At 67.4% G+C, this 17333-nt stretch carries 18 protein-coding genes; 8 read left to right on the top strand and 10 right to left on the bottom strand.

All coding sequences use genetic code 11. The annotated features are described in order from the left end of the window. Positions 1 to 106 precede the first annotated feature (106 nt). Positions 107 to 856: a FadR/GntR family transcriptional regulator gene (locus U5809_RS12365; protein ID WP_126360463.1), complete on the bottom strand. Its 750-nt coding sequence runs from the start codon at positions 854 to 856 to the stop codon at positions 107 to 109. A 359-nt stretch (positions 857 to 1215) separates the two neighbouring features. Between U5809_RS12365 and gudD the strand changes: the two genes are divergently transcribed. Then, positions 1216 to 2568, top strand: a complete 1353-nt coding sequence (gudD, locus tag U5809_RS12370; protein ID WP_322086718.1) for a glucarate dehydratase — start codon at positions 1216 to 1218, stop codon at positions 2566 to 2568. 183 nt (positions 2569 to 2751) lie between these two features. On the opposite strand, the gene U5809_RS12375 is transcribed toward gudD, so the two are convergent. The 3 genes from U5809_RS12375 to U5809_RS12385 form a co-directional block, all read right to left on the bottom strand. Further along, positions 2752 to 3216, bottom strand: coding sequence for a DUF2214 family protein (locus tag U5809_RS12375; RefSeq protein ID WP_322086719.1), 465 nt, complete (start codon positions 3214 to 3216; stop codon positions 2752 to 2754). A gap of 38 nt (positions 3217 to 3254) precedes the next feature. Beyond that, a complete protein-coding gene (locus tag U5809_RS12380) occupies positions 3255 to 4064 on the bottom strand; it encodes a hypothetical protein (protein ID WP_322086720.1) in 810 nt (269 codons plus the stop codon). A 237-nt stretch (positions 4065 to 4301) separates the two neighbouring features. Further along, positions 4302 to 5366, bottom strand: coding sequence for a glycosyltransferase family 4 protein (locus U5809_RS12385; RefSeq protein ID WP_027783961.1), 1065 nt, complete (start codon positions 5364 to 5366; stop codon positions 4302 to 4304). Positions 5367 to 5928: 562 nt separating this feature from the next. On the opposite strand from U5809_RS12385, the gene U5809_RS12390 reads away from it, so the two are divergent. Further along, positions 5929 to 7755 (top strand): ABC transporter ATP-binding protein, encoded by a 1827-nt coding sequence (locus tag U5809_RS12390; RefSeq protein WP_322086721.1) that lies wholly within the window; start codon positions 5929 to 5931, stop codon positions 7753 to 7755. 78 nt (positions 7756 to 7833) lie between these two features. On the opposite strand, the gene otsA is transcribed toward U5809_RS12390, so the two are convergent. Next, entirely contained in the window at positions 7834 to 9222 is a 1389-nt protein-coding gene (gene otsA / locus U5809_RS12395; RefSeq protein ID WP_322086722.1) for an alpha,alpha-trehalose-phosphate synthase (UDP-forming), read from the bottom strand. After that, positions 9219 to 9971 (bottom strand): trehalose-phosphatase, encoded by a 753-nt coding sequence (gene otsB, locus U5809_RS12400; RefSeq protein ID WP_176046862.1) that lies wholly within the window; start codon positions 9969 to 9971, stop codon positions 9219 to 9221. The genes otsA and otsB overlap by 4 nt, the downstream gene beginning before the upstream one ends. Before the next feature lie 281 nt (positions 9972 to 10252). Between otsB and U5809_RS12405 the strand changes: the two genes are divergently transcribed. Genes U5809_RS12405 through U5809_RS12415 form a run of 3 tightly spaced genes read left to right on the top strand, consistent with a single transcriptional unit; the run spans position 10253 to position 12223 of the window. Continuing rightward, the gene (locus U5809_RS12405) at positions 10253 to 10888 is read left to right on the top strand and encodes an SCO family protein (RefSeq protein ID WP_322086723.1); all 636 of its coding nucleotides are present in this window, start codon (positions 10253 to 10255) and stop codon (positions 10886 to 10888) included. An 8-nt stretch (positions 10889 to 10896) separates the two neighbouring features. Beyond that, positions 10897 to 11343 carry a copper chaperone PCu(A)C gene (locus U5809_RS12410; RefSeq protein WP_322086724.1) on the top strand — a complete coding sequence of 149 codons (447 nt, stop codon included), beginning with the start codon at positions 10897 to 10899 and terminating at the stop codon, positions 11341 to 11343. A 10-nt stretch (positions 11344 to 11353) separates the two neighbouring features. After that, entirely contained in the window at positions 11354 to 12223 is an 870-nt protein-coding gene (locus tag U5809_RS12415; protein WP_322086725.1) for a cytochrome c oxidase assembly protein, read from the top strand. Between the two features lie 22 nt (positions 12224 to 12245). On the opposite strand, the gene U5809_RS12420 is transcribed toward U5809_RS12415, so the two are convergent. Further along, positions 12246 to 12731 carry a GNAT family N-acetyltransferase gene (locus tag U5809_RS12420; RefSeq protein ID WP_322086726.1) on the bottom strand — a complete coding sequence of 162 codons (486 nt, stop codon included), beginning with the start codon at positions 12729 to 12731 and terminating at the stop codon, positions 12246 to 12248. A 161-nt stretch (positions 12732 to 12892) separates the two neighbouring features. After that, on the bottom strand, positions 12893 to 13765 hold the full coding sequence (locus U5809_RS12425) for a pirin family protein (RefSeq protein ID WP_322086727.1): 873 nt from the start codon (positions 13763 to 13765) through the stop codon (positions 12893 to 12895). 110 nt (positions 13766 to 13875) lie between these two features. Between U5809_RS12425 and U5809_RS12430 the strand changes: the two genes are divergently transcribed. Further along, complete coding sequence (locus tag U5809_RS12430) at positions 13876 to 14793, top strand: LysR family transcriptional regulator (protein ID WP_322086728.1); 918 nt, start codon at positions 13876 to 13878, stop codon at positions 14791 to 14793. Between the two features lie 79 nt (positions 14794 to 14872). Further along, positions 14873 to 15376: a GAF domain-containing protein gene (locus tag U5809_RS12435; protein ID WP_322086729.1), complete on the top strand. Its 504-nt coding sequence runs from the start codon at positions 14873 to 14875 to the stop codon at positions 15374 to 15376. Between the two features lie 105 nt (positions 15377 to 15481). On the opposite strand, the gene map is transcribed toward U5809_RS12435, so the two are convergent. Next, positions 15482 to 16288 carry a type I methionyl aminopeptidase gene (map, locus tag U5809_RS12440; protein WP_124670453.1) on the bottom strand — a complete coding sequence of 269 codons (807 nt, stop codon included), beginning with the start codon at positions 16286 to 16288 and terminating at the stop codon, positions 15482 to 15484. Continuing rightward, positions 16288 to 16524, bottom strand: a complete 237-nt coding sequence (locus U5809_RS12445) for a ParD-like family protein (protein WP_322086785.1) — start codon at positions 16522 to 16524, stop codon at positions 16288 to 16290. The genes map and U5809_RS12445 overlap by 1 nt, the downstream gene beginning before the upstream one ends. A gap of 148 nt (positions 16525 to 16672) precedes the next feature. Here U5809_RS12445 and U5809_RS12450 point away from each other — a divergent pair, with 148 nt between their 5' ends. Further along, the gene (locus U5809_RS12450) at positions 16673 to 17296 is read left to right on the top strand and encodes a helix-turn-helix domain-containing protein (RefSeq protein WP_176046853.1); all 624 of its coding nucleotides are present in this window, start codon (positions 16673 to 16675) and stop codon (positions 17294 to 17296) included. Positions 17297 to 17333: the final 37 nt, after the last annotated feature.

Here is a 17333-nt window from a genome sequence, read left to right on the forward strand (position 1 = left end):
CTCAGCGGCCGGCGGCGCGTGCGCCGCCAGGCCGTGCAGATCGATGCAGTCACATCTCTTGTATGACGACTGATGTTGAGGCGTTTCGACACGCCACCTCTCGCAGTCAGCTGGCCTCGGCTTCGGCCGCTTCGTGCGCGCGACGCAGCCGCTCGCGGCTGTTCGTGAGGTGGGTGCGCATCGCGGCGCGCGCGGCTTCCGGGTCGTGGCGCGCGATCGCCTCGTAGATATCCTCGTGCTCGTGGTTCAGCCGGCCGACGTAGCGCTCGAGATCGTCGCCGGCGAAGCGTGCCGAATTCACGCGCGTGCGCGGGATGATCGACGTGCCGAGCTGCGTCATGATGTCGACGAAATAGCGGTTGCCGGTCGATTGCGCGATCTGCAGGTGGAACTGGAAGTCGAGCTGCGCGGTGTCGCGCCCGCCGCCCGCCCCTGTCGCGATCGCGTCGAGCGCGCGTCGCAGCGCGGCGAGGTCGGTATCGTTGGCGCGCTGGGCGGCCAGGCTCGCGCACTCGCTCTCGAGGCTGATGCGAAGCTCAAGCACCGCGAGCACGTCGCGCAGCGTCGTGATCGTCGCGGGATCGATGCCGAGCGTCTGCCGGCGCGACGGCTCCAGCACGAAGCTGCCGATACCGTGGCGCGTCTCGACGAGGCCGCTCGCCTGCATCCGCGAGATCGCCTCGCGCACGACCGTGCGGCTTACGCCCTGCGCCGCCATGACTTCGGTTTCGGTCGGCAGCTTGTCGCCGGGACGCAGCGTGCCGTTTTCGATCTGCGCGGTCAGCGCGTCGACGACATCTTGTGCGAGGCTGCGCGCGCGACGGCGCGGCGCTGCGGGAAGCGTAGGCACGGACATGAGGCCGGTTCCTTTTTGAATGATCGTAATGTGAGCCGAGGGTTTACGCGGGGTTTGAGCGAAAGCCGATGATTCATTATACTGCGTCACAAGTCATCCGACGACTGATGATCGGTGCACGGATCTCCTGTTGACTCAAATCGGCATTTCAGCGCCGCCTGGTCCCATGCTTGACGATCAGCCAGCGTTCGCGTTCTGCGCTCTGCCGGTCTCGTTGTCGCTCCCGCCCTGTTCCGGGTTGCTGTCGACATGCGGGCCTTGCGCGCCGCGCACATCGGTTGTCGAATGATCGCACCTCCCGCCGCGCGCGGCAAAGCTTTTGCCGCACGGCATTGCCCACTCTTTTGCCATCGCCGCCCATGAACGCCGTCACCGCCTCGCCTTCCCACGACACGCCGCGCATCGTCGACCTGCAAGCGATTCCCGTCGCCGGCCACGACAGCATGCTGCTCAACCTGAGCGGCGCGCACGGTCCGTTCTTCACCCGCAACCTCGTGATCCTGAAGGACAGCGCGGGCCGAACCGGCGTCGGTGAAGTGCCGGGCGGCGAAAGCATCCGCCGTACGGTCGACGATGCGCGCGCACTGGTCGTCGGCCAGCCGGTCGGCAATTACCACGCGCTGCTCAACGACGTGCGGCGCACCTTCGCCGATCGCGATTCAAGCGGCCGCGGGCTGCAGACCTTCGACCTGCGCACGACGATCCATGCGGTCACCGCACTCGAAGCCGCGCTGCTCGACCTGCTCGGCCAGCATCTCGGCGTGCCGGTCGCCGCTCTGCTCGGCGAAGGCCAGCAGCGCGAGCGCGTCGAAATGCTCGGCTACCTGTTCTATATCGGCGACCGCACGAAAACCGCACTCGGCTATCGCGACGGCAGCGGCGCGACCGACGACTGGACGCGCGTGCGCGACGAAGCCGCACTGACGCCCGAGGCCGTCGTGCGGCTCGCCGAGGCCGCGCATGCGCGCTACGGCTTCAACGACTTCAAGCTGAAGGGCGGCGTGTTCGAAGGCGCACGCGAGATCGAGGCCGTGACGGCGCTCGCCGAACGCTTCCCCGACGCGCGCGTGACGCTCGACCCGAACGGCGCATGGTCGCTCGACGAAGCCGTGCGGCTGTGCCGCGATCAGCATCACGTGCTCGCGTATGCGGAGGATCCGTGCGGCGCGGAGAACGGTTACTCGGGCCGCGAGGTGATGGCCGAATTCCGCCGCGCGACGGGGCTGCCGACGGCGACCAACATGATCGCGACCGACTGGCGGCAGATGGGCCACGCGGTGCAGCTGCAGGCCGTCGACATTCCGCTCGCCGACCCGCACTTCTGGACCATGCAGGGTTCGGTACGCGTCGCGCAGATGTGCCGCGACTGGGGCCTGACGTGGGGTTCGCATTCGAACAACCACTTCGACGTGTCGCTCGCGATGTTCACGCATGTCGCGGCCGCCGCGCCCGGTCAGGTCACCGCCATCGACACGCACTGGATCTGGCAGGACGGCGAACGGCTGACGCGCGAGCCGCTGAAGATCGAGAACGGACTGGTGGAAGTGCCGAAGCGGCCGGGTCTCGGCGTCGACATCGACATGGATGCCGTCGCGGTCGCGCACGAGCTGTACAAGCGGCACGGCCTCGGCGCCCGCGACGATGCGGCGGCCATGCAGTATCTGATTCCGGGGTGGACGTTCAACAACAAACGGCCCTGTCTCGTGCGCTGAGCCAGGGATGAACCGGGCGGCTGGATCGCCCGGTCGAGTCGGAATCGGGGGAAGCGACTCGGCCTGCACCCGGCTTGCGGGTATCTCGCGGAAGATGCTGCGCGGGTCGAACGGGATGCGGACCGGGTGGTGATGGCGGGCCCGGCCGGCCGCATCGACGCGGCCGCACGTGCCCGGCCATACCTAGCCGGCCGCCCCAATCCCCCGCGCCATCCCCGACGCGGCGAACACGATGACGATCACCAGCAGGGCCTGCCAATGGCCGATCCGCACATAAGTGCGCGCCCGGCCGAGATCGGGCATCTGCTGTCGCCGCGCGGCCGCACGCCAGCGGATCAACCCCAGCATCGGCACGACCTCGAGCAGCAGGATCAGCACGAGCGCGGTCATCTTCAGGTGAAAGAGCGGCGCGTGCAGGTAGTACGCGGCGCCCTTCTCGAAACCGCCGAACGCGCGCGTGAGGCCCGTGACGATCAGCACGAGCGCCGACAGCCCCCACGCGGCATCCGCCTTGAATACGCCGGGCAGGTCGGCCGTCTGCGCGGACGCGATGAGCCGGCGCAATGCGCGGTTACGCCCCGCGATCGCGGCAAACGCGACGCCGAATGCACTCAGGTGAATGGCGGCCAGCAACCAGCGGACGATCATCGTGCCTCCTTGCCGCCCGCGCCCGGTGCGCGGGCCTGTCAGACGATCTGCTTGAGTGCCGCGTCGAGCGCGAGCACCGCGACGCGGTCGCCCTCGGTCGCGAGCGGCGCGCGCATCACGATCTGCCGGTTATGGCCGACAGCCGCCGGCGAATCCCACAGCAGTTCGACCTTCGGCCGATTGAACAGGCTGCCGCGACGCGGCGGCACGACGGCCGGCTGCGCGTCCGCTGTATCCTGCCCGCTCGGCGCGGCAGCCTTGCGGCCCGGCCAGCGCACCGACAGCTCACGTGCGTCGTACTGGCCGACCTTGCGGCTTTCCATCCAGACGATCGCGGTGCGCGTCAGCACGTCGAGTGAAATCGCATACCGGCCGACCGCGAAGCGGCGGGCAGCTACGTTGGTGCGCCACAGCGGGCGCGGACGGCAGATCCAGACGATTGCCGCGTAGAGCGCCGGCGCGGCGACGAGCCAGCCGTTGGTCGCCGTCACCGCATGCAGCGCGTGGCGCCAGCCGGCTACCCACGCGTACATGCCGATCGACCAGACCGCGAACAGGAAACCGATCAGCGCGAAGACGCGCAGCGCCTGACGCAGCCACTGCGGCAGCGGATGGAACGGCCGCTCGGCGCGCGCGACGGCGCCCGGCAGCGCGAGCAGCAGGAAGATCAGCACGAGGTAGACGAACGCCCACGGCGACGACACCATCGCGGACAGCGACGAGCGATAGCCCATCTGGGACATCGAGAACAGCCAGCGCGCGAGCAGCACGAGACCGATCGCACGCAACGCGAAGATCACACCGGCGCCGGGGGCCGGCGCTGCGCGCGTGGTTTTCGTTCTCGCCAAGACTGCTCTCCTCTGGGTATGTGTACAGGGCCGGATTTCACGGCACGGCCATTATAGGGACATTACCGTCTGGACAGACGGCCGGATGGCGTGCCGGGCCGCTTCAGGGGCCGTTCGCGGCGCCGGGCGCGGCGAGAATACAACACATCCGCGCCGCGGATGTGACAACGCCCCGCCGGAAAACCCGGACGGGGCGTCGATGAAGGCCGCACGCCGCAGCGCGGCAGCGGCCCGCGATCAGCTTGCGTTGACTTCGCGGAGCACCGTGCGGCGCTTCTGGCGCAGCAGTTCCTCGTAGCCCTTCACGTAGTTCTGCGCCATCACCTTCGACGAGAAACGTGCTTCGAACGCGGCGCGAACCTTCTCGCGCGGCAGCGTATCGAGGCGCTTGAGCGCCGCGACGGCCGACAGTTCGTCTTCGACGACGAAGCCCGACACGCCGTTGTCGATCACTTCCGGCACCGAGCCGCGCTTGAACGCGATCACCGGCGTGCCGCATGCCATCGCCTCGATCATCACCAGGCCGAAGGGCTCCGGCCAGTCGATCGGGAACAGCAGCGCATGCGCGTTGCCGAGGAATTCGGCCTTTTCCGACTCGCTGATTTCGCCGATGTACTCGACGTGCGGCAGCGCGAACAGCGGCTTGATCTTCTCTTCGTAGTACGCGCGATCAGCCTTGTCGAGCTTCGCGGCGATCTTGATCGGCAGGCCGGCCTGTTCGGCGATGCGGATCGCCGTGTCGACGCGCTTCTCCGGCGAGATGCGGCCGAGGAACGCCAGGTAGCTCGGCTTCACGTTCGGGATCGGCGTCAGCAGGTTTTCCGGCAGGCCGTGGTACACGGTCGACAGCCAGTTCGCCTGCGGCAGCGGGATGCGCTGGTTGTCGGAGATCGACACGACCGGCACGTCGCTGAATGCATTGAAGATCGGCTGCAGTTCCGGCAGGTCGAGACGGCCGTGCATCGTCGTCAGATGCGGGACCGGCTGGCGCGAGAACAGCGAGAACGGGTAGTAGTCGATGTGGCAGTGCAGGACGTCGAACTCTTCCGCGCGGCGGCGCACCTGCTCGAGGAGCAGCATGTGCGGCGCCATCACGTCGCGGATCGTCGGGTCGAGGCGCAGCGCCTGCGGCCAGCACGCTTCGAGCTTCGCGGAAGTTTGCGAATCGCCGCTCGCGAAGAGCGTGACGTCATGCCCCATCTCTACAAGTGCTTCGGTGAGGTAGGACACCACTCGCTCGGTACCACCGTACAGTTTCGGGGGCACCGCTTCGTGCAACGGAGCGATTTGGGCGATTCGCATGCGTAACTCCTAAAAAATCGGCTAAAAACCAGGTATGGGTCGGCAACCTGCCGGCGGTCCGGGCTGGATGCATTTCGTCCGAAGATCGGACAAATCAGCCTGCCGGGGGCGTCGAACCCGCGCTGCTCAAGGAGCGTCGGCGACGCGACAGGCATAGAACGTTTGAAACGAAGACCCGTTGACAGGGGTTCGTAAAAAACCTGGAATCGAACCCGGAGCCGATTATCTAGGGTTAATCCCGATACGGCGCACAACATTTCAAACACTTTACTTTGTTACAAAGGCGCAACACTTTGCAACCCGCGGACTTGGGTGTCCGTTCTAGAGTGGAAGGCCCTTTTGGCGATCCGAGTCACCCGTGGCTGCCGGCAGCGTGATTCCGGCACATGAGGCAGACGGGATGCCGGATTTTATCTCAAAATCGATCGCGAGCCCTGGCCAAGGCAAGATTCGCGCAGCGCGACGCACGGCCTTGTTTACAATGCCGGATTATTCAGTCCGGGCGAACGCCGGCATGCGATCCAGCCGCAACGCTCAATCACCGAATCACCGCACGCATATTTTGGAATCTCTCACCCCCGCCCAGCGCAACGCCCACAACGCGGAGCTGTCGAGCTACGCGCACCGGCCGATCGCGTTCCTGTTCCGCTACATCCGTCTCCACCCCGTCGCGCACCTCATCGTGTTCTGCAGCGTGCTGGCCGCCGTCGGCTGCGCGCTCGGCTCGCAATACGCGATCAAGCACCTGATCGACGTACTCGCGACCGGGCGCCATCACCCGGGCCCGCTGTGGAGCGCGTTCGCGCTGCTCGTCGGGCTGATCGCGGCCGACAACCTGCTGTGGCGCGTCGGCGGCTGGGTCGCCGCGCACACGTTCGTCGCGGTGACCGGCGACCTGCGGCGCGACCTGTTCCAGTACCTGATCGGCCATTCGCCGACGTATTACTCGGAGAAACAGCCGGGCACGCTCGCGAGCCGCATCACGGCCACGTCGAACGCGGTCTACACGTCCGAGAACACGATGGCGTGGAACGTGCTGCCGCCGTGCATCGCGGTGATGGGCGCGATCCTGATGATCATCGTCGTCAATCCGCTGATGGCCGCCGGCCTGCTCGGCTGTTCGGCCGTGCTGTCCGTCATCCTGTTCAAGCTCGCCGGGCGTGGCTCGGCCCGTCACCATGCGTTCGCGGCGAAGGCTGCGGCGGTCGACGGCGAGCTCGTCGACGTGATCGGCAACATGGGCCTCGTGCGCGCGTTCGGGATGACACTGCGCGAACAGAAGCGCTTCGGCGCGACGGTCAAGGCCGAGATGGACGCGCGCCAGCAAAGCCTGCTCTATCTTGAAAAGCTGCGCCTGCTGCACGCGGTGATCACCGCGATGCTGTCGGCCGGCCTGCTCGGCTGGGCGCTGTGGCTGTGGGATCAGGGCCGCGCGACGTCGGGCGACATCGTGCTCGTCAGCTCGCTCGGCTTCACGATCCTGCACGGCACGCGCGACCTCGCGGTCGCGCTCGTCGACGTCACGCAGCACGTCGCACGGTTGTCCGAAGCCGTGAAGACGCTGCTCGAGCCGCACGGGATGCCGGACCGCTCCGACGCGCAGCCGCTGTCGGCCACGGGCGGCCGCGTCGACTTCGAGCGCGTGACGTTCGCGTATCCGCACCGCCGCGCGATCCTCGACCACTTCGACCTCCATATCGAACCGGGCCAGCGCGTCGGCCTGATCGGCAAGTCGGGCGCGGGCAAATCGACCGTGCTCGCGCTGCTCCAGCGCTTCTACGATACGCAGGACGGCGTCGTGAAGGTCGACGGCCAGGACGTGAAGACGATCACGCAGGACAGCCTGCGCCATGCGATCGCGCTCGTGCCGCAGGACATCTCGCTGTTGCACCGGACGATCTACGACAACATCGCGTACGGCCGCCCCGAAGCGACCCGCGACGAAGTGCTCGCCGCCGCGCGCGACGCGCGCTGCGCGGAGTTCATCGAGGCGATGCCGGAAGGCTATGACACGATCGTCGGCGATCGCGGCGTCAAGCTCTCGGGCGGTCAGCGCCAGCGCATCGCGATTGCACGCGCGATCCTGAAGGATGCGCCGATCCTGCTGCTCGACGAAGCGACGTCGGCACTCGACAGCGCGTCCGAGGAAGCAATCCAGAGCGCGCTCGACCGCCTGATGGTCGGCCGCACGGTGATCGCGATCGCACACCGCCTGTCGACGCTGCGCAACTTCGACCGGATCATCGTGATGAGCAGCGGCAAGGTGATCGACGACGGCACGCCCGAGGTGCTGCGCAACCGTCCCGGCCTGTACCGCGATCTCCTCGCGAAACAGCACGGCCGCCATCACGCGGACGGCAACACGCCGACCGGCGAGCGCGTGGCCTGACGCGCCCGCGCGCAGCCGACAAAAAAGCCGCCGTGCATCACGCACCGCGGCTTTTTTTATCGCATCGGCAGCAGCCGGTCAGGCGTGCTGCAGATCGCGCAGGAAGTTGTCACGCCATACCGACACGTTGTTCTCGCGCAGCTGCGCGATCATGTCCGTGTAGCGCGCGCGCCGCTCGGCGAGCGGCATCGTCAGCGCCTGCGACAGCGCATCGGCCATCCCGTCGATGTCGATCGGATTGACGATCAGCGCGCCCGTCAGCTCGCGCGCGGCGCCCGCGAAACGCGACAGCACGAGCACGCCCGGATCGTCCGGATTCTGCGCGGACACATACTCCTTCGCGACGAGGTTCATCCCGTCGCGCAGCGGCGTCACGAAGCCCACGCGCGCGAGCCGGTACAGCGCGGCCAGCACCTGGCGGTCGTACTGGCGGTGAATGTAGAGAATTGGCGCCCAGTCGAGCTCCGCGTAGCGCCCGTTGATGCGCCCCGACTCCGCTTCGAGCTGCAGCCGGATGTCCTGGTACGCGCGCAGGTCCGCGCGCGTCGACGGTGCGATCTGCAGGAACGACACGCGGTTGCGGATCGACGCCTGGTGCTCGAGCAGCTTCTCAAAGGCACGGAAGCGCTCGACGAGCCCCTTCGAATAGTCGAGCCGGTCGACGCTCATGATCAGCTGCCGCCCGCGCAGCGACGTCGCGAGCGTGCGCACGGCCTTGCCGTGCTCGCCCGCCTGCGCGAGCGACGCAATCTCGTCCGGATACACGCCGATCGGATAGGCGGCTGCGTGCAGCGTCTGGCCGAACGCGCGCACGCGCACCGTGTTGTGCCCGTTGCGCTCGACTTCGCCGCCCGCCTCGAACTCGACGTAGTCGCAGAATGCGCGCAAGTCGGGTTCGGTCTGGAAGCCGAGCAGATCGAACGCGCACAGCGACTCGACGAGCTCGCGATGCGGCGGTACGTTGACGAGCACCTGCGCGGCCGGAAACGGGATATGCAGGAAGAAGCCGATCCGGTTCTTCACACCGGCATCACGCAGCGCACGCGCGAACGGGATCAGGTGATAGTCGTGCACCCAGATCACGTCGTCGTCCTGCAGCAGCGGCACGAGCTGCTGCGCGAGCCACACGTTGACGCGACGGTAGCCGTCGAATTCGTGGCGGTCGTACTGGATCAGGTCCGCGCGGTAATGGAACGCGGGCCACAGCGTCGCGTTCGAGAAACCGCGGTAGTACTGGTCGTAATCGCGACGCGACAGCCCGACGGTCGCGAACGTCACGGGCCCGCGCTCCTCGATGCGGATCTGCGGCTGCGGCGCGCCGGACGCGACGACCTCGCCGCTCCAGCCGAACCACATGCCGCCCGTCTCCTTCAGCGCGTCGTAAACGCCGATCGCCAGGCCGCCCGCCGCCGGTTCACCTTCCGAAATCGGTGCGACGCGGTTTGAAACGATGATGAGCCGGCTCATGCGTGCGGCTGCCCCGCGCCAAGCCAGCACGCGATCTGCTCATGCAGCGCGTCGACCGAATCGAGCCGCATGCGGGCCGACGTCTCGCCCGCGCCGACCTTGATCGACAGGCCGCCGCGCGCGTTGACCACCGAAAAGCCCTTCTCGTCGGTCAGGTCGTCGCCCGCGAACAGCGGCACGCGGCCGGCGAACGGCGGTTCGTCGAGGAACGCGGCCAGTGCGCGCCCCTTGTCGACGCCCTTCGGCTTGATCTCGAACACCATCTTGCCGGGCTGCAGCACATACGCGTCGGCATAGTCGGCCACGAGACGCTCGGCCGCTTCGCGCGCGACCGCCTCGCGCTCGGGCGCATTGCGAAAGTGCAGCGCGACGGCCGCGCCCTTGATTTCGAGCAGCATGCCCGGATAACGGTCGACGACACCCGCCAGCTCGCGTTCGATCCGCAGCAGGCGTTCGTCGTTGAAGCCGATGCGCTGCGTGTCGCCGTTCGCATCGCGGCGCTCCGCACCGTGCAAGCCGGCGATCGGCAGGCCCGGCATCTTCAGGAACGTGTCGAGGTTGTCGATACCGCGCCCCGACACGATCGCGACAGCACCGTGCGAGCGGCGGCGCAGCTCGTCGAGCAGCGTCAGCAGCGACGGCGGAACATGAATGCTGTCGGGAGTCGGCGCGAGTTCGACGAGCGTGCCGTCGAAGTCGAAGAAGAACGCGGTATCGGTCAGGGACAGGGAAGCCGGAACGGATTGCATCGATTCGATAGTCTGAGGGTCGGCCGGCAAACGCAGGCCGCCGCTGCGCGAATGGAATTGTGCGCATCTTACCGCGCCTGCGCACCGAGATGGGCGAAACCGGTTCATCGCCAGCCTCGCGCCGCCGATTGCGTCAACTGCGACATATTGCCCCGCTCGCCCGCCCCGTACGGGTTTCGAAAGGACGCGGGCGCGCGAATTGCGCTACAGTCGCAACCGCCTGCCGCGCGACGCATGGCATCGCGCCGGCCGGGTACTTTTCCGACCGTTCGAGCCCCAGGATGTCGTCTGCCCGTCCCGCGCCGCACCGGCGCATCTCCCGCTTCATCCGCACGGCCGCGGCCCTCGCCGCCGCCGTGGCGCTCACCGCGTGCACGCACGACGAGCCGCGCTGGAACCTGACCAACGTTACCGGCCACCTGCCCGACCTGTCGTTCACGCTGACGGGCGGCGACGGTCGTCCCGTCGACGCCGATGCGTTCCACGGCCGTGTCGCGCTCGTCTACTTCGGTTATACGCACTGCCCCGATGTCTGCCCCGAAACGATGGCACGGCTGATGGAAGTGCTCGGCAAGCTCGGCCCGCAGGCCAATGACGTGCGCATCCTGTTCGTGTCGGTCGATCCCGCGCGCGACACGCCGCAGTTGATGCAGTCGTACGTCGCCGCGTTCGACGCCGCGCACGCGCGCGGCCTGACCGGCACCGACGGCCAGATCGAATCGCTCGCGAAACGCTACCGCGTCGCGTACCAGATGGAAAAACGCGATCCGTCCGGCGGCTACGAAGTCACGCACAGCTCGGCCGTCTACATCTTCGACGCAACCGGCCGCGCACGCCTGCTCGCGACCGATCGCGATTCGCCCGACGCCATCGCCGCCGATGTGCGCCGGATCATCGACACCGCCTCCACGACCTGAATTCCGACATGAACACGAAGACGACCCTCAAGACGTTCGCCCTCCTCGCCGCGCTGTGCGCCGGCGCCCAAGCGTATGCCGCCGGCGCGATCACCGCCCAGGGCGCGTGGGTGCGCTGGCTGCCGAACAAGCTGCCCGCGGGCGGCTACGTGACGCTCGTGAACACCGGCGACAAACCGGTCGATCTCGTCGACGTCGACAGCCCCGACTACGGGATGGCGATGCTGCACCAGACCGTGTCGAACGGCTCGACGCAGAAGATGGAAATGGTCGACAAGCTGACGATCCCCGCACGCGGCAAGGTCGACATCGCGCCAGGCGGCTATCACTTCATGCTCGAGGAGCCGAAGCACGCGATCAAGCCGGGCGACACCGTGCACCTGCGCCTGAAATTCTCCGACGGCGAAACGGTCGATGCGCCGTTTGCCGTGAAGTCGCCGGCCCAGACGAAGTGATCCGCGCGCGATGAATCTCCTGTACTGGCTCGACCCGTGGGAACCGTCGCCGACGGTCGTCATCGCGGTGCTGACGGCTGCCATCCTGTTCGCGCGTGGCGTGAAGAAAGCGAAGGTGACGCCGCTGCGGCAGTTCTCGTTCTGGTTCGGGCTGACGGCGCTCTATATCGCGCTGCATACGCGGCTCGACTATTTCTTCGAGCACGAGTTCTTCATGCACCGCGCGCAGCACCTCGTGCTGCACCACCTCGGGCCGTTCTTCATCGCGCTGTCCTATCCGGGCGCGGCGATCCGCGCGGGCATCCCGTTCAGCTGGCGGCAGCGCTTCGTGCGCCCCGCGCTCGCGTGGGCGCCCGTGCGCGCGACGCTCGACGTGGTGTTCCATCCGGTCGTCGCGGTCGTGCTGTTCGTCGGGCTGATCTATTTCTGGCTGCTGTCGCCGATCCACTTCATCGCGATGCTCGACTGGCGTCTCTATCGCGTGATGAACTGGAGCATGGTGATCGACGGGCTGCTGTTCTGGTGGCTCGTCGTCGATCCGCGGCCGGCGCCGCCTGCGCGGCTGTCGCCGGGCCACCGGATCCTGATCGTCGTCGCGGCGATCCCGCCGCAGATCGCGCTCGGCGCGCTGATCTTCTTCACGCCGCACGAGCTGTATCCGATCTACTCGATCTGCGGCCGCGCATTCACGTGGCTGAGCCCGCTGCGTGATCAGCAGATCGGCGGGCTGCTGCTGTGGATTCCGGGCTCGATGATGAGCGTGATCGGCGCGCTGATCGCGCTGCGGCACTGGCTCCGGTTGTCCGCGCGCGGTCGCCTGATCGGCGAACGCGCGGTGCAGCACACGGACAAGCCGCCGGTGCCGCACGCCGCGCACTGACCGCGGCGCAGCGCGGCGCGCATCACGCGCGCGCGCTGCTCATCCACACGTGCGGAATGCCGTCCTCGTCATGCACGTCCGAACTCGGCGTAAAGCCGAATGCGCCGTAGAAACGCTGCAAGTGAGCCTGCGCATGCAGGCTCACCGGCGTATCCGGCCACTGCGCGCGGATATGCTCGAGCGCGCGCGACAGCAGCCCGTTGCCGAGGCCCGCGCCACGGAACGCGGCGGTCGTCAGCACGCGGCCGATCCGCACGTCGGTGTTCTGCGCATCGGGCAGCAGCACACGCAGATAGCCGGCCAAGCGGCCGGCCGGATCGAACGCGGCCAGGTGCCACGCGGTCTGGTCCGCGTCGTCGATATCGCGATACACGCAGTTCTGCTCGACGACGAACACGGCGCTGCGCGCCTCGAGGATCGAATAGACTTCGCGCGCCGTCAGCGCGTCGAAGGATTTCCAGCGCCAGTCGAGATCGGCGGCGCTCGGGGATACGGCGGATGCGTTCATGTGCGGTCCTGATTCGGGCGCGCCGGCCGGCGCGCGGCAACCGTCGATTATGCCTCGAAGCGCACACCGCGCGCGACCGCCTGCTCGCGCGCGAAAAAAAGGCCCCGCATCACGCGGGGCCTGTTCGTCATGCCGTCATGCCGTCATGACTGCCATGACCGTCATACCGGCATCTGGCCGAAGCGGCCGCCGTTGAAGTCCTCGATCGCGGTACGGATCTCCGCTTGCGAGTTCATCACGAACGGACCGTAGCCGACGACCGGCTCGTCGATCGGCTCGCCGCTCAGGATCAGCAGCTTCGCGTCGCCGTTCGCTTCGATCTCGACATCGCTGCCGTCACGACCGAGTTGCACGAACTGCGCTTCACGCGCGACCGTCTCGCCGTTCACCTGCACGGTACCGCTCAGCACGACCACCGCGAGCGTGCGCCCTTCGGCAACCGGGAACCGCGCATGGCCGCCTGCCACGAGCCGCACGTCCCACACGTCAATCGGCGTGTGCGTGCGGGCCGGGCCGCGGCGCCCGTCGAGTTCACCGGCGATGATCCGCGCACGCCCTGCACCGTCCGGCAGCTCGACCACGGGAATGTCCGCGTTCAGCAGCGTCTGGTAGCCGGGCGCGCCCATCTTGTCGGCGGCGGGTAGGTTCACCCACAGCTGCACCATTTCGAACGGGCCGCCGTGCTTCGTGAACCCTTCCGAGTGGAATTCCTCATGCAGGATCCCGCTCGCGGCCGTCATCCACTGCACGTCACCCGGGCCGATCACGCCGCCCGCGCCGGTCGAGTCGCGATGTGCGACCTCGCCGTCATAGACGATTGTCACCGTCTCGAACCCGCGGTGCGGATGCTGGCCGACACCGCGCGGTGCCGAGACCGAACCCGGCTCGAACGAGGTCGGGCCAGCGTAGTCGAGCAGCAGGAACGGGCTCAGGTGCGTGCCGTGAGACTGGTAGCTGAACATCGAACGCACCGGGAAACCGTCACCGACCCAATGGCCGCGCGGCGCACTGTACACACCCTGGATCTTCTTCATTGCCTTCTCCAAATTGCGGCGAAACACGTGTTTCGCATCCATAAGTAGCAATATAGTGGTGGAACGATCGATCCGGTAGACTGCCGAAATCGCACTCAGCGTTCTATTTCATGAACGATAAAGCACGGGATCTGAACGATCTCTACTACTTCGTGCAGGTCGTCGAACACGGCGGCTTCGCGCCGGCCGGGCGTGCGCTGGACATGCCGAAATCGAAGCTGAGCCGTCGCATCGCGCTGCTCGAGGCACGGCTCGGCATGCGGCTGATCCAGCGTTCGACGCGCCGTTTCATGGTCACCGACGTCGGCCAGACGTACTACGCGCATTGCCGTGCGATGCTCGTCGAGGCCGACGCGGCCGACGAGGCGATCGCGCTGCTGCACGAGGAGCCGCGCGGCATCGTGCGCGTCAGTTGCCCGATCGTGCTGCTCGATTCACTGGCCGGTACGATGATTGCCGCGTTCATGGCCGCGTGCCCGCGTGTCGAGATTCATCTGGAAGCGACCAACCGGCGTGTCGACGTGGTCGGCGAAGGGATCGACGTCGCGATCCGCGTGCGCCCGCCGCCGCTCGAAGACAGCGATCTCGCGCTGCGCGTGCTGGCCGAGCGCGGCCAGTGCCTCGTCGCGAGCCCCGCGCTGCTGCGCGAGCACGGTGCACCGGCCGTTCCCGCCGATCTCACACGCCTGCCGAGCCTCGATCACGGCGTGCCGCAATCCACGCACGTGTGGCGGCTGCGCGGGCCCGACGGCGCACACGCGGAAATCCATCACCAGCCGCGCTTCGTGACGGGCGGCATGCTCGCGCTGCGCGCGGCGGCCGTCGCGGGTGTCGGCGTCGTGCAGTTGCCGACGATGATGGTGCGCGACGAAGTCGCGCGCGGCGAACTGGCCACGGTGCTGCCGGACTGGGCGCCACGACGCGAGATCGTGCACGCGGTGTTCGCGTCGCGCCGAGGGCTGCTGCCCGCGGTGCGCGCGCTGCTCGACTTCCTGGCGGAGCGCTTTGCCGAACTCGAACCCGACTGAGCGCTGCAGACCGCACGCGCGTACCGTAGACTGCGGTACGCGCCACGCGCATTTTGACAACCCTGATCGCTTTCCCGCCATGTTCACGCTGTCCAACGACCCCAACGCCTCCAAGGCCGATCAATACGCAACGCTCGTCGAGCAGGCACGTGCCCTCGTCGAGTCCGAACGCGACCTGACGGCAAACGCCGCGAATTTCTCCGCGCTCGTCTATCACTCGCTCGATCGTCTCAACTGGGCAGGCTTCTACTTCTTCGACGGCACCGAACTCGTTGTCGGGCCGTTCCAGGGCAAGCCCGCCTGCGTGCGCATCGCGCTCGGCAAGGGCGTGTGCGGCACGGCCGCGCAGACGCGCGAGACGCAGGTCGTGCGCGACGTGCATGAATTCCCCGGCCACATCGCGTGCGACGCGGCCTCGGAATCGGAAATCGTCGTGCCGCTGGTGGCCGGCGACGGCACGCTGATCGGCGTGTGGGACGTCGACAGCCCGGTCGCCGCGCGCTTCGACGACGACGATCGCAAAGGCATGGAAGCGCTGTGCCGCGTGTTCGTCGAACACGCGTGGCAGAAGGCGCGCGGCTAAGCCTCTCAGCACCGGTCGCCACAAACGAAACGGGCCCCTTCACTTGAAGGGGCCCGTTTCATTGCAGCACCGCACCGCGCCACCCTGCGCGGCGCACCTCTGCCGTCAGGCCGCGTGCGTGCCGGAAAGCGCCGCGAACGCCTGCGGCTTCGCGTCCTCGGTCAGCACCTCGAAGCCCGTTTCCGTCACCACGACCATGTGCTCCCATTGCGCGGACAGCGAATGGTCCTTCGTGACGACCGTCCAGCCATCGGCCAGCACGCGCGTGTCGCGCTTGCCCGCGTTGAGCATCGGCTCGATCGTGAAGATCATCCCCGGCCGCAGCGGCACGCCGGTACCGGGGCGGCCGTAGTGCAGCACCTGCGGCTCGTCGTGATAAACATCGCCGATGCCGTGCCCGCAATACTCGCGCACCACGCTGAATCCTTCGCGATGCGCGACCTGCTGGATCGCATAGCCGACGTCGCCCAGCGTCGCGCCCGGACGCACCGCGCGGATGCCCGCGTGCATCGCCTCGTAGGTCGCCGCGACGAGGCGCCGCGCGAGTTCGTTCGGCTCACCGACGAAATACATGCGGCTCGTATCGCCGAACCAGCCATCCTTGATCACCGCGATGTCGAGGTTCACGATGTCGCCGTCGCGCATCGGCCGCGACGTCGGAATGCCGTGACAGACCACGTGGTTGACCGACGTGCACAGCGTCTTCGGATAGCCGTGGTAGCCGATGTTCGCGGGAATCGCGCCGAGTTCGTCGACGATGTATTCGCGGCAGCGCGCGTCCAGTTCGTCGGTGGTCACGCCCGGCTTCACGTGCTCGGTGATCATCGTCAGCACCTGCGACGCAAGCTTGGCTGCTTCGCGCGACTTGGCGATCTCCGCGGCGCCGCGGATCGGAATTTCTCGCTTCGCCATTACGCCACCTGCTCGATGTGCGACGCGACCGGTTCCGCCGGCACTACGTCGCCGCCCCGTGCCTCGGCCTCGATCAACATCTTGCAGATGTCGCCGTAGGACAGTGCCGGGTTGAGTTCCGCCAGCATCCCGACGCGCAGCCAGTGTTCGGCCTGCGCGTTGATCGAACGGCTCAGCGCCGTGCTCGTCGAGCGCAGCCGTTCATGCATGTGCTCGGAAATCTTGATGATGCCCATATATCCCCAATTAAACGAAACGTAGCTGTTTCGTATATTACGCTGCGCACGACGGCCGGGCAAGCTGCTCGGCATCCGTCGAACCATCGGCCCGCCACAACCGATGCCGTTGACATCGAATTCCAGTTTGCTGGAAAATAAATCCATCATGAAAGAATCAACGATCACCCAGGCCGACGACACCGGCATCAACGAACGCATCGCGCGGCGCGTGCGCGACCTGCGCACCGTTCGAGGCTACACGCTCGATGCGCTGGCCGCGCGTTCCGGCGTCAGCCGTTCGATGATCTCGCTCATCGAACGCGCATCGGCCAGCCCGACAGCCGTCGTACTCGACAAGCTCGCGGCCGGCCTCGGCGTGTCGCTGGCCGGACTGTTCGGTGGCGACCGGGACGATACGCCCGCGCAGCCGCTGGCCCGACGCGCGCAACAGGCCGAATGGCGGGATCCGGCGTCCGGTTATGTGCGGCGCAACCTGTCCCCGGCCGGCTGGCCGTCGCCGATCCAGCTCGTCGAAGTCGATTTCCCGCCCGGCGCGCGCGTCGCGTACGACAGCGGCGGGCGCGAAAGCGCGCTGCATCAGCAGGTGTGGGTCATCAGCGGCCGCGTCGACGTCACGTTCGGCGATGCGCTCCACGAACTTCACGAAGGCGACTGTCTGGCCATGCGGCTCGACCAGCCGCTGATCTTCAGCAATCCGTCACCGCATCCCGCGCGCTATGTCGTCGTGATCTGCGATGCGTCCGCCGCTGCCGGCGTGCGGAGCGCGTAATGCACGCACGCCCCGTTCAACACCACCAGGAGCCCGT

It is taken from the genome of Burkholderia sp. BCC1999, from assembly GCF_905339975.1.
In the GTDB taxonomy this organism is placed as follows: Bacteria; Pseudomonadota; Gammaproteobacteria; order Burkholderiales; family Burkholderiaceae; genus Burkholderia.

What these genes read in the sequence shown, in the direction of transcription:
- U5809_RS12365 (WP_126360463.1), bottom strand. Translation starts at nt 856, where the DNA reads ATGTCCGTGCCTACGCTTCCCGCAGCGCCGCGCCGTCGCGCGCGCAGC.
- gudD (WP_322086718.1), top strand. Translation starts at nt 1,216, where the DNA reads ATGAACGCCGTCACCGCCTCGCCTTCCCACGACACGCCGCGCATCGTC.
- U5809_RS12375 (WP_322086719.1), bottom strand. Translation starts at nt 3,216, where the DNA reads ATGATCGTCCGCTGGTTGCTGGCCGCCATTCACCTGAGTGCATTCGGC.
- U5809_RS12385 (WP_027783961.1), bottom strand. Translation starts at nt 5,366, where the DNA reads ATGCGAATCGCCCAAATCGCTCCGTTGCACGAAGCGGTGCCCCCGAAA.
- otsA (WP_322086722.1), bottom strand. Translation starts at nt 9,222, where the DNA reads ATGAGCCGGCTCATCATCGTTTCAAACCGCGTCGCACCGATTTCGGAA.
- otsB (WP_176046862.1), bottom strand. Translation starts at nt 9,971, where the DNA reads ATGCAATCCGTTCCGGCTTCCCTGTCCCTGACCGATACCGCGTTCTTC.
- U5809_RS12405 (WP_322086723.1), top strand. Translation starts at nt 10,253, where the DNA reads ATGTCGTCTGCCCGTCCCGCGCCGCACCGGCGCATCTCCCGCTTCATC.
- U5809_RS12410 (WP_322086724.1), top strand. Translation starts at nt 10,897, where the DNA reads ATGAACACGAAGACGACCCTCAAGACGTTCGCCCTCCTCGCCGCGCTG.
- U5809_RS12415 (WP_322086725.1), top strand. Translation starts at nt 11,354, where the DNA reads ATGAATCTCCTGTACTGGCTCGACCCGTGGGAACCGTCGCCGACGGTC.
- U5809_RS12420 (WP_322086726.1), bottom strand. Translation starts at nt 12,731, where the DNA reads ATGAACGCATCCGCCGTATCCCCGAGCGCCGCCGATCTCGACTGGCGC.
- U5809_RS12425 (WP_322086727.1), bottom strand. Translation starts at nt 13,765, where the DNA reads ATGAAGAAGATCCAGGGTGTGTACAGTGCGCCGCGCGGCCATTGGGTC.
- U5809_RS12430 (WP_322086728.1), top strand. Translation starts at nt 13,876, where the DNA reads ATGAACGATAAAGCACGGGATCTGAACGATCTCTACTACTTCGTGCAG.
- U5809_RS12435 (WP_322086729.1), top strand. Translation starts at nt 14,873, where the DNA reads ATGTTCACGCTGTCCAACGACCCCAACGCCTCCAAGGCCGATCAATAC.
- map (WP_124670453.1), bottom strand. Translation starts at nt 16,288, where the DNA reads ATGGCGAAGCGAGAAATTCCGATCCGCGGCGCCGCGGAGATCGCCAAG.
- U5809_RS12445 (WP_322086785.1), bottom strand. Translation starts at nt 16,524, where the DNA reads ATGGGCATCATCAAGATTTCCGAGCACATGCATGAACGGCTGCGCTCG.
- U5809_RS12450 (WP_176046853.1), top strand. Translation starts at nt 16,673, where the DNA reads ATGAAAGAATCAACGATCACCCAGGCCGACGACACCGGCATCAACGAA.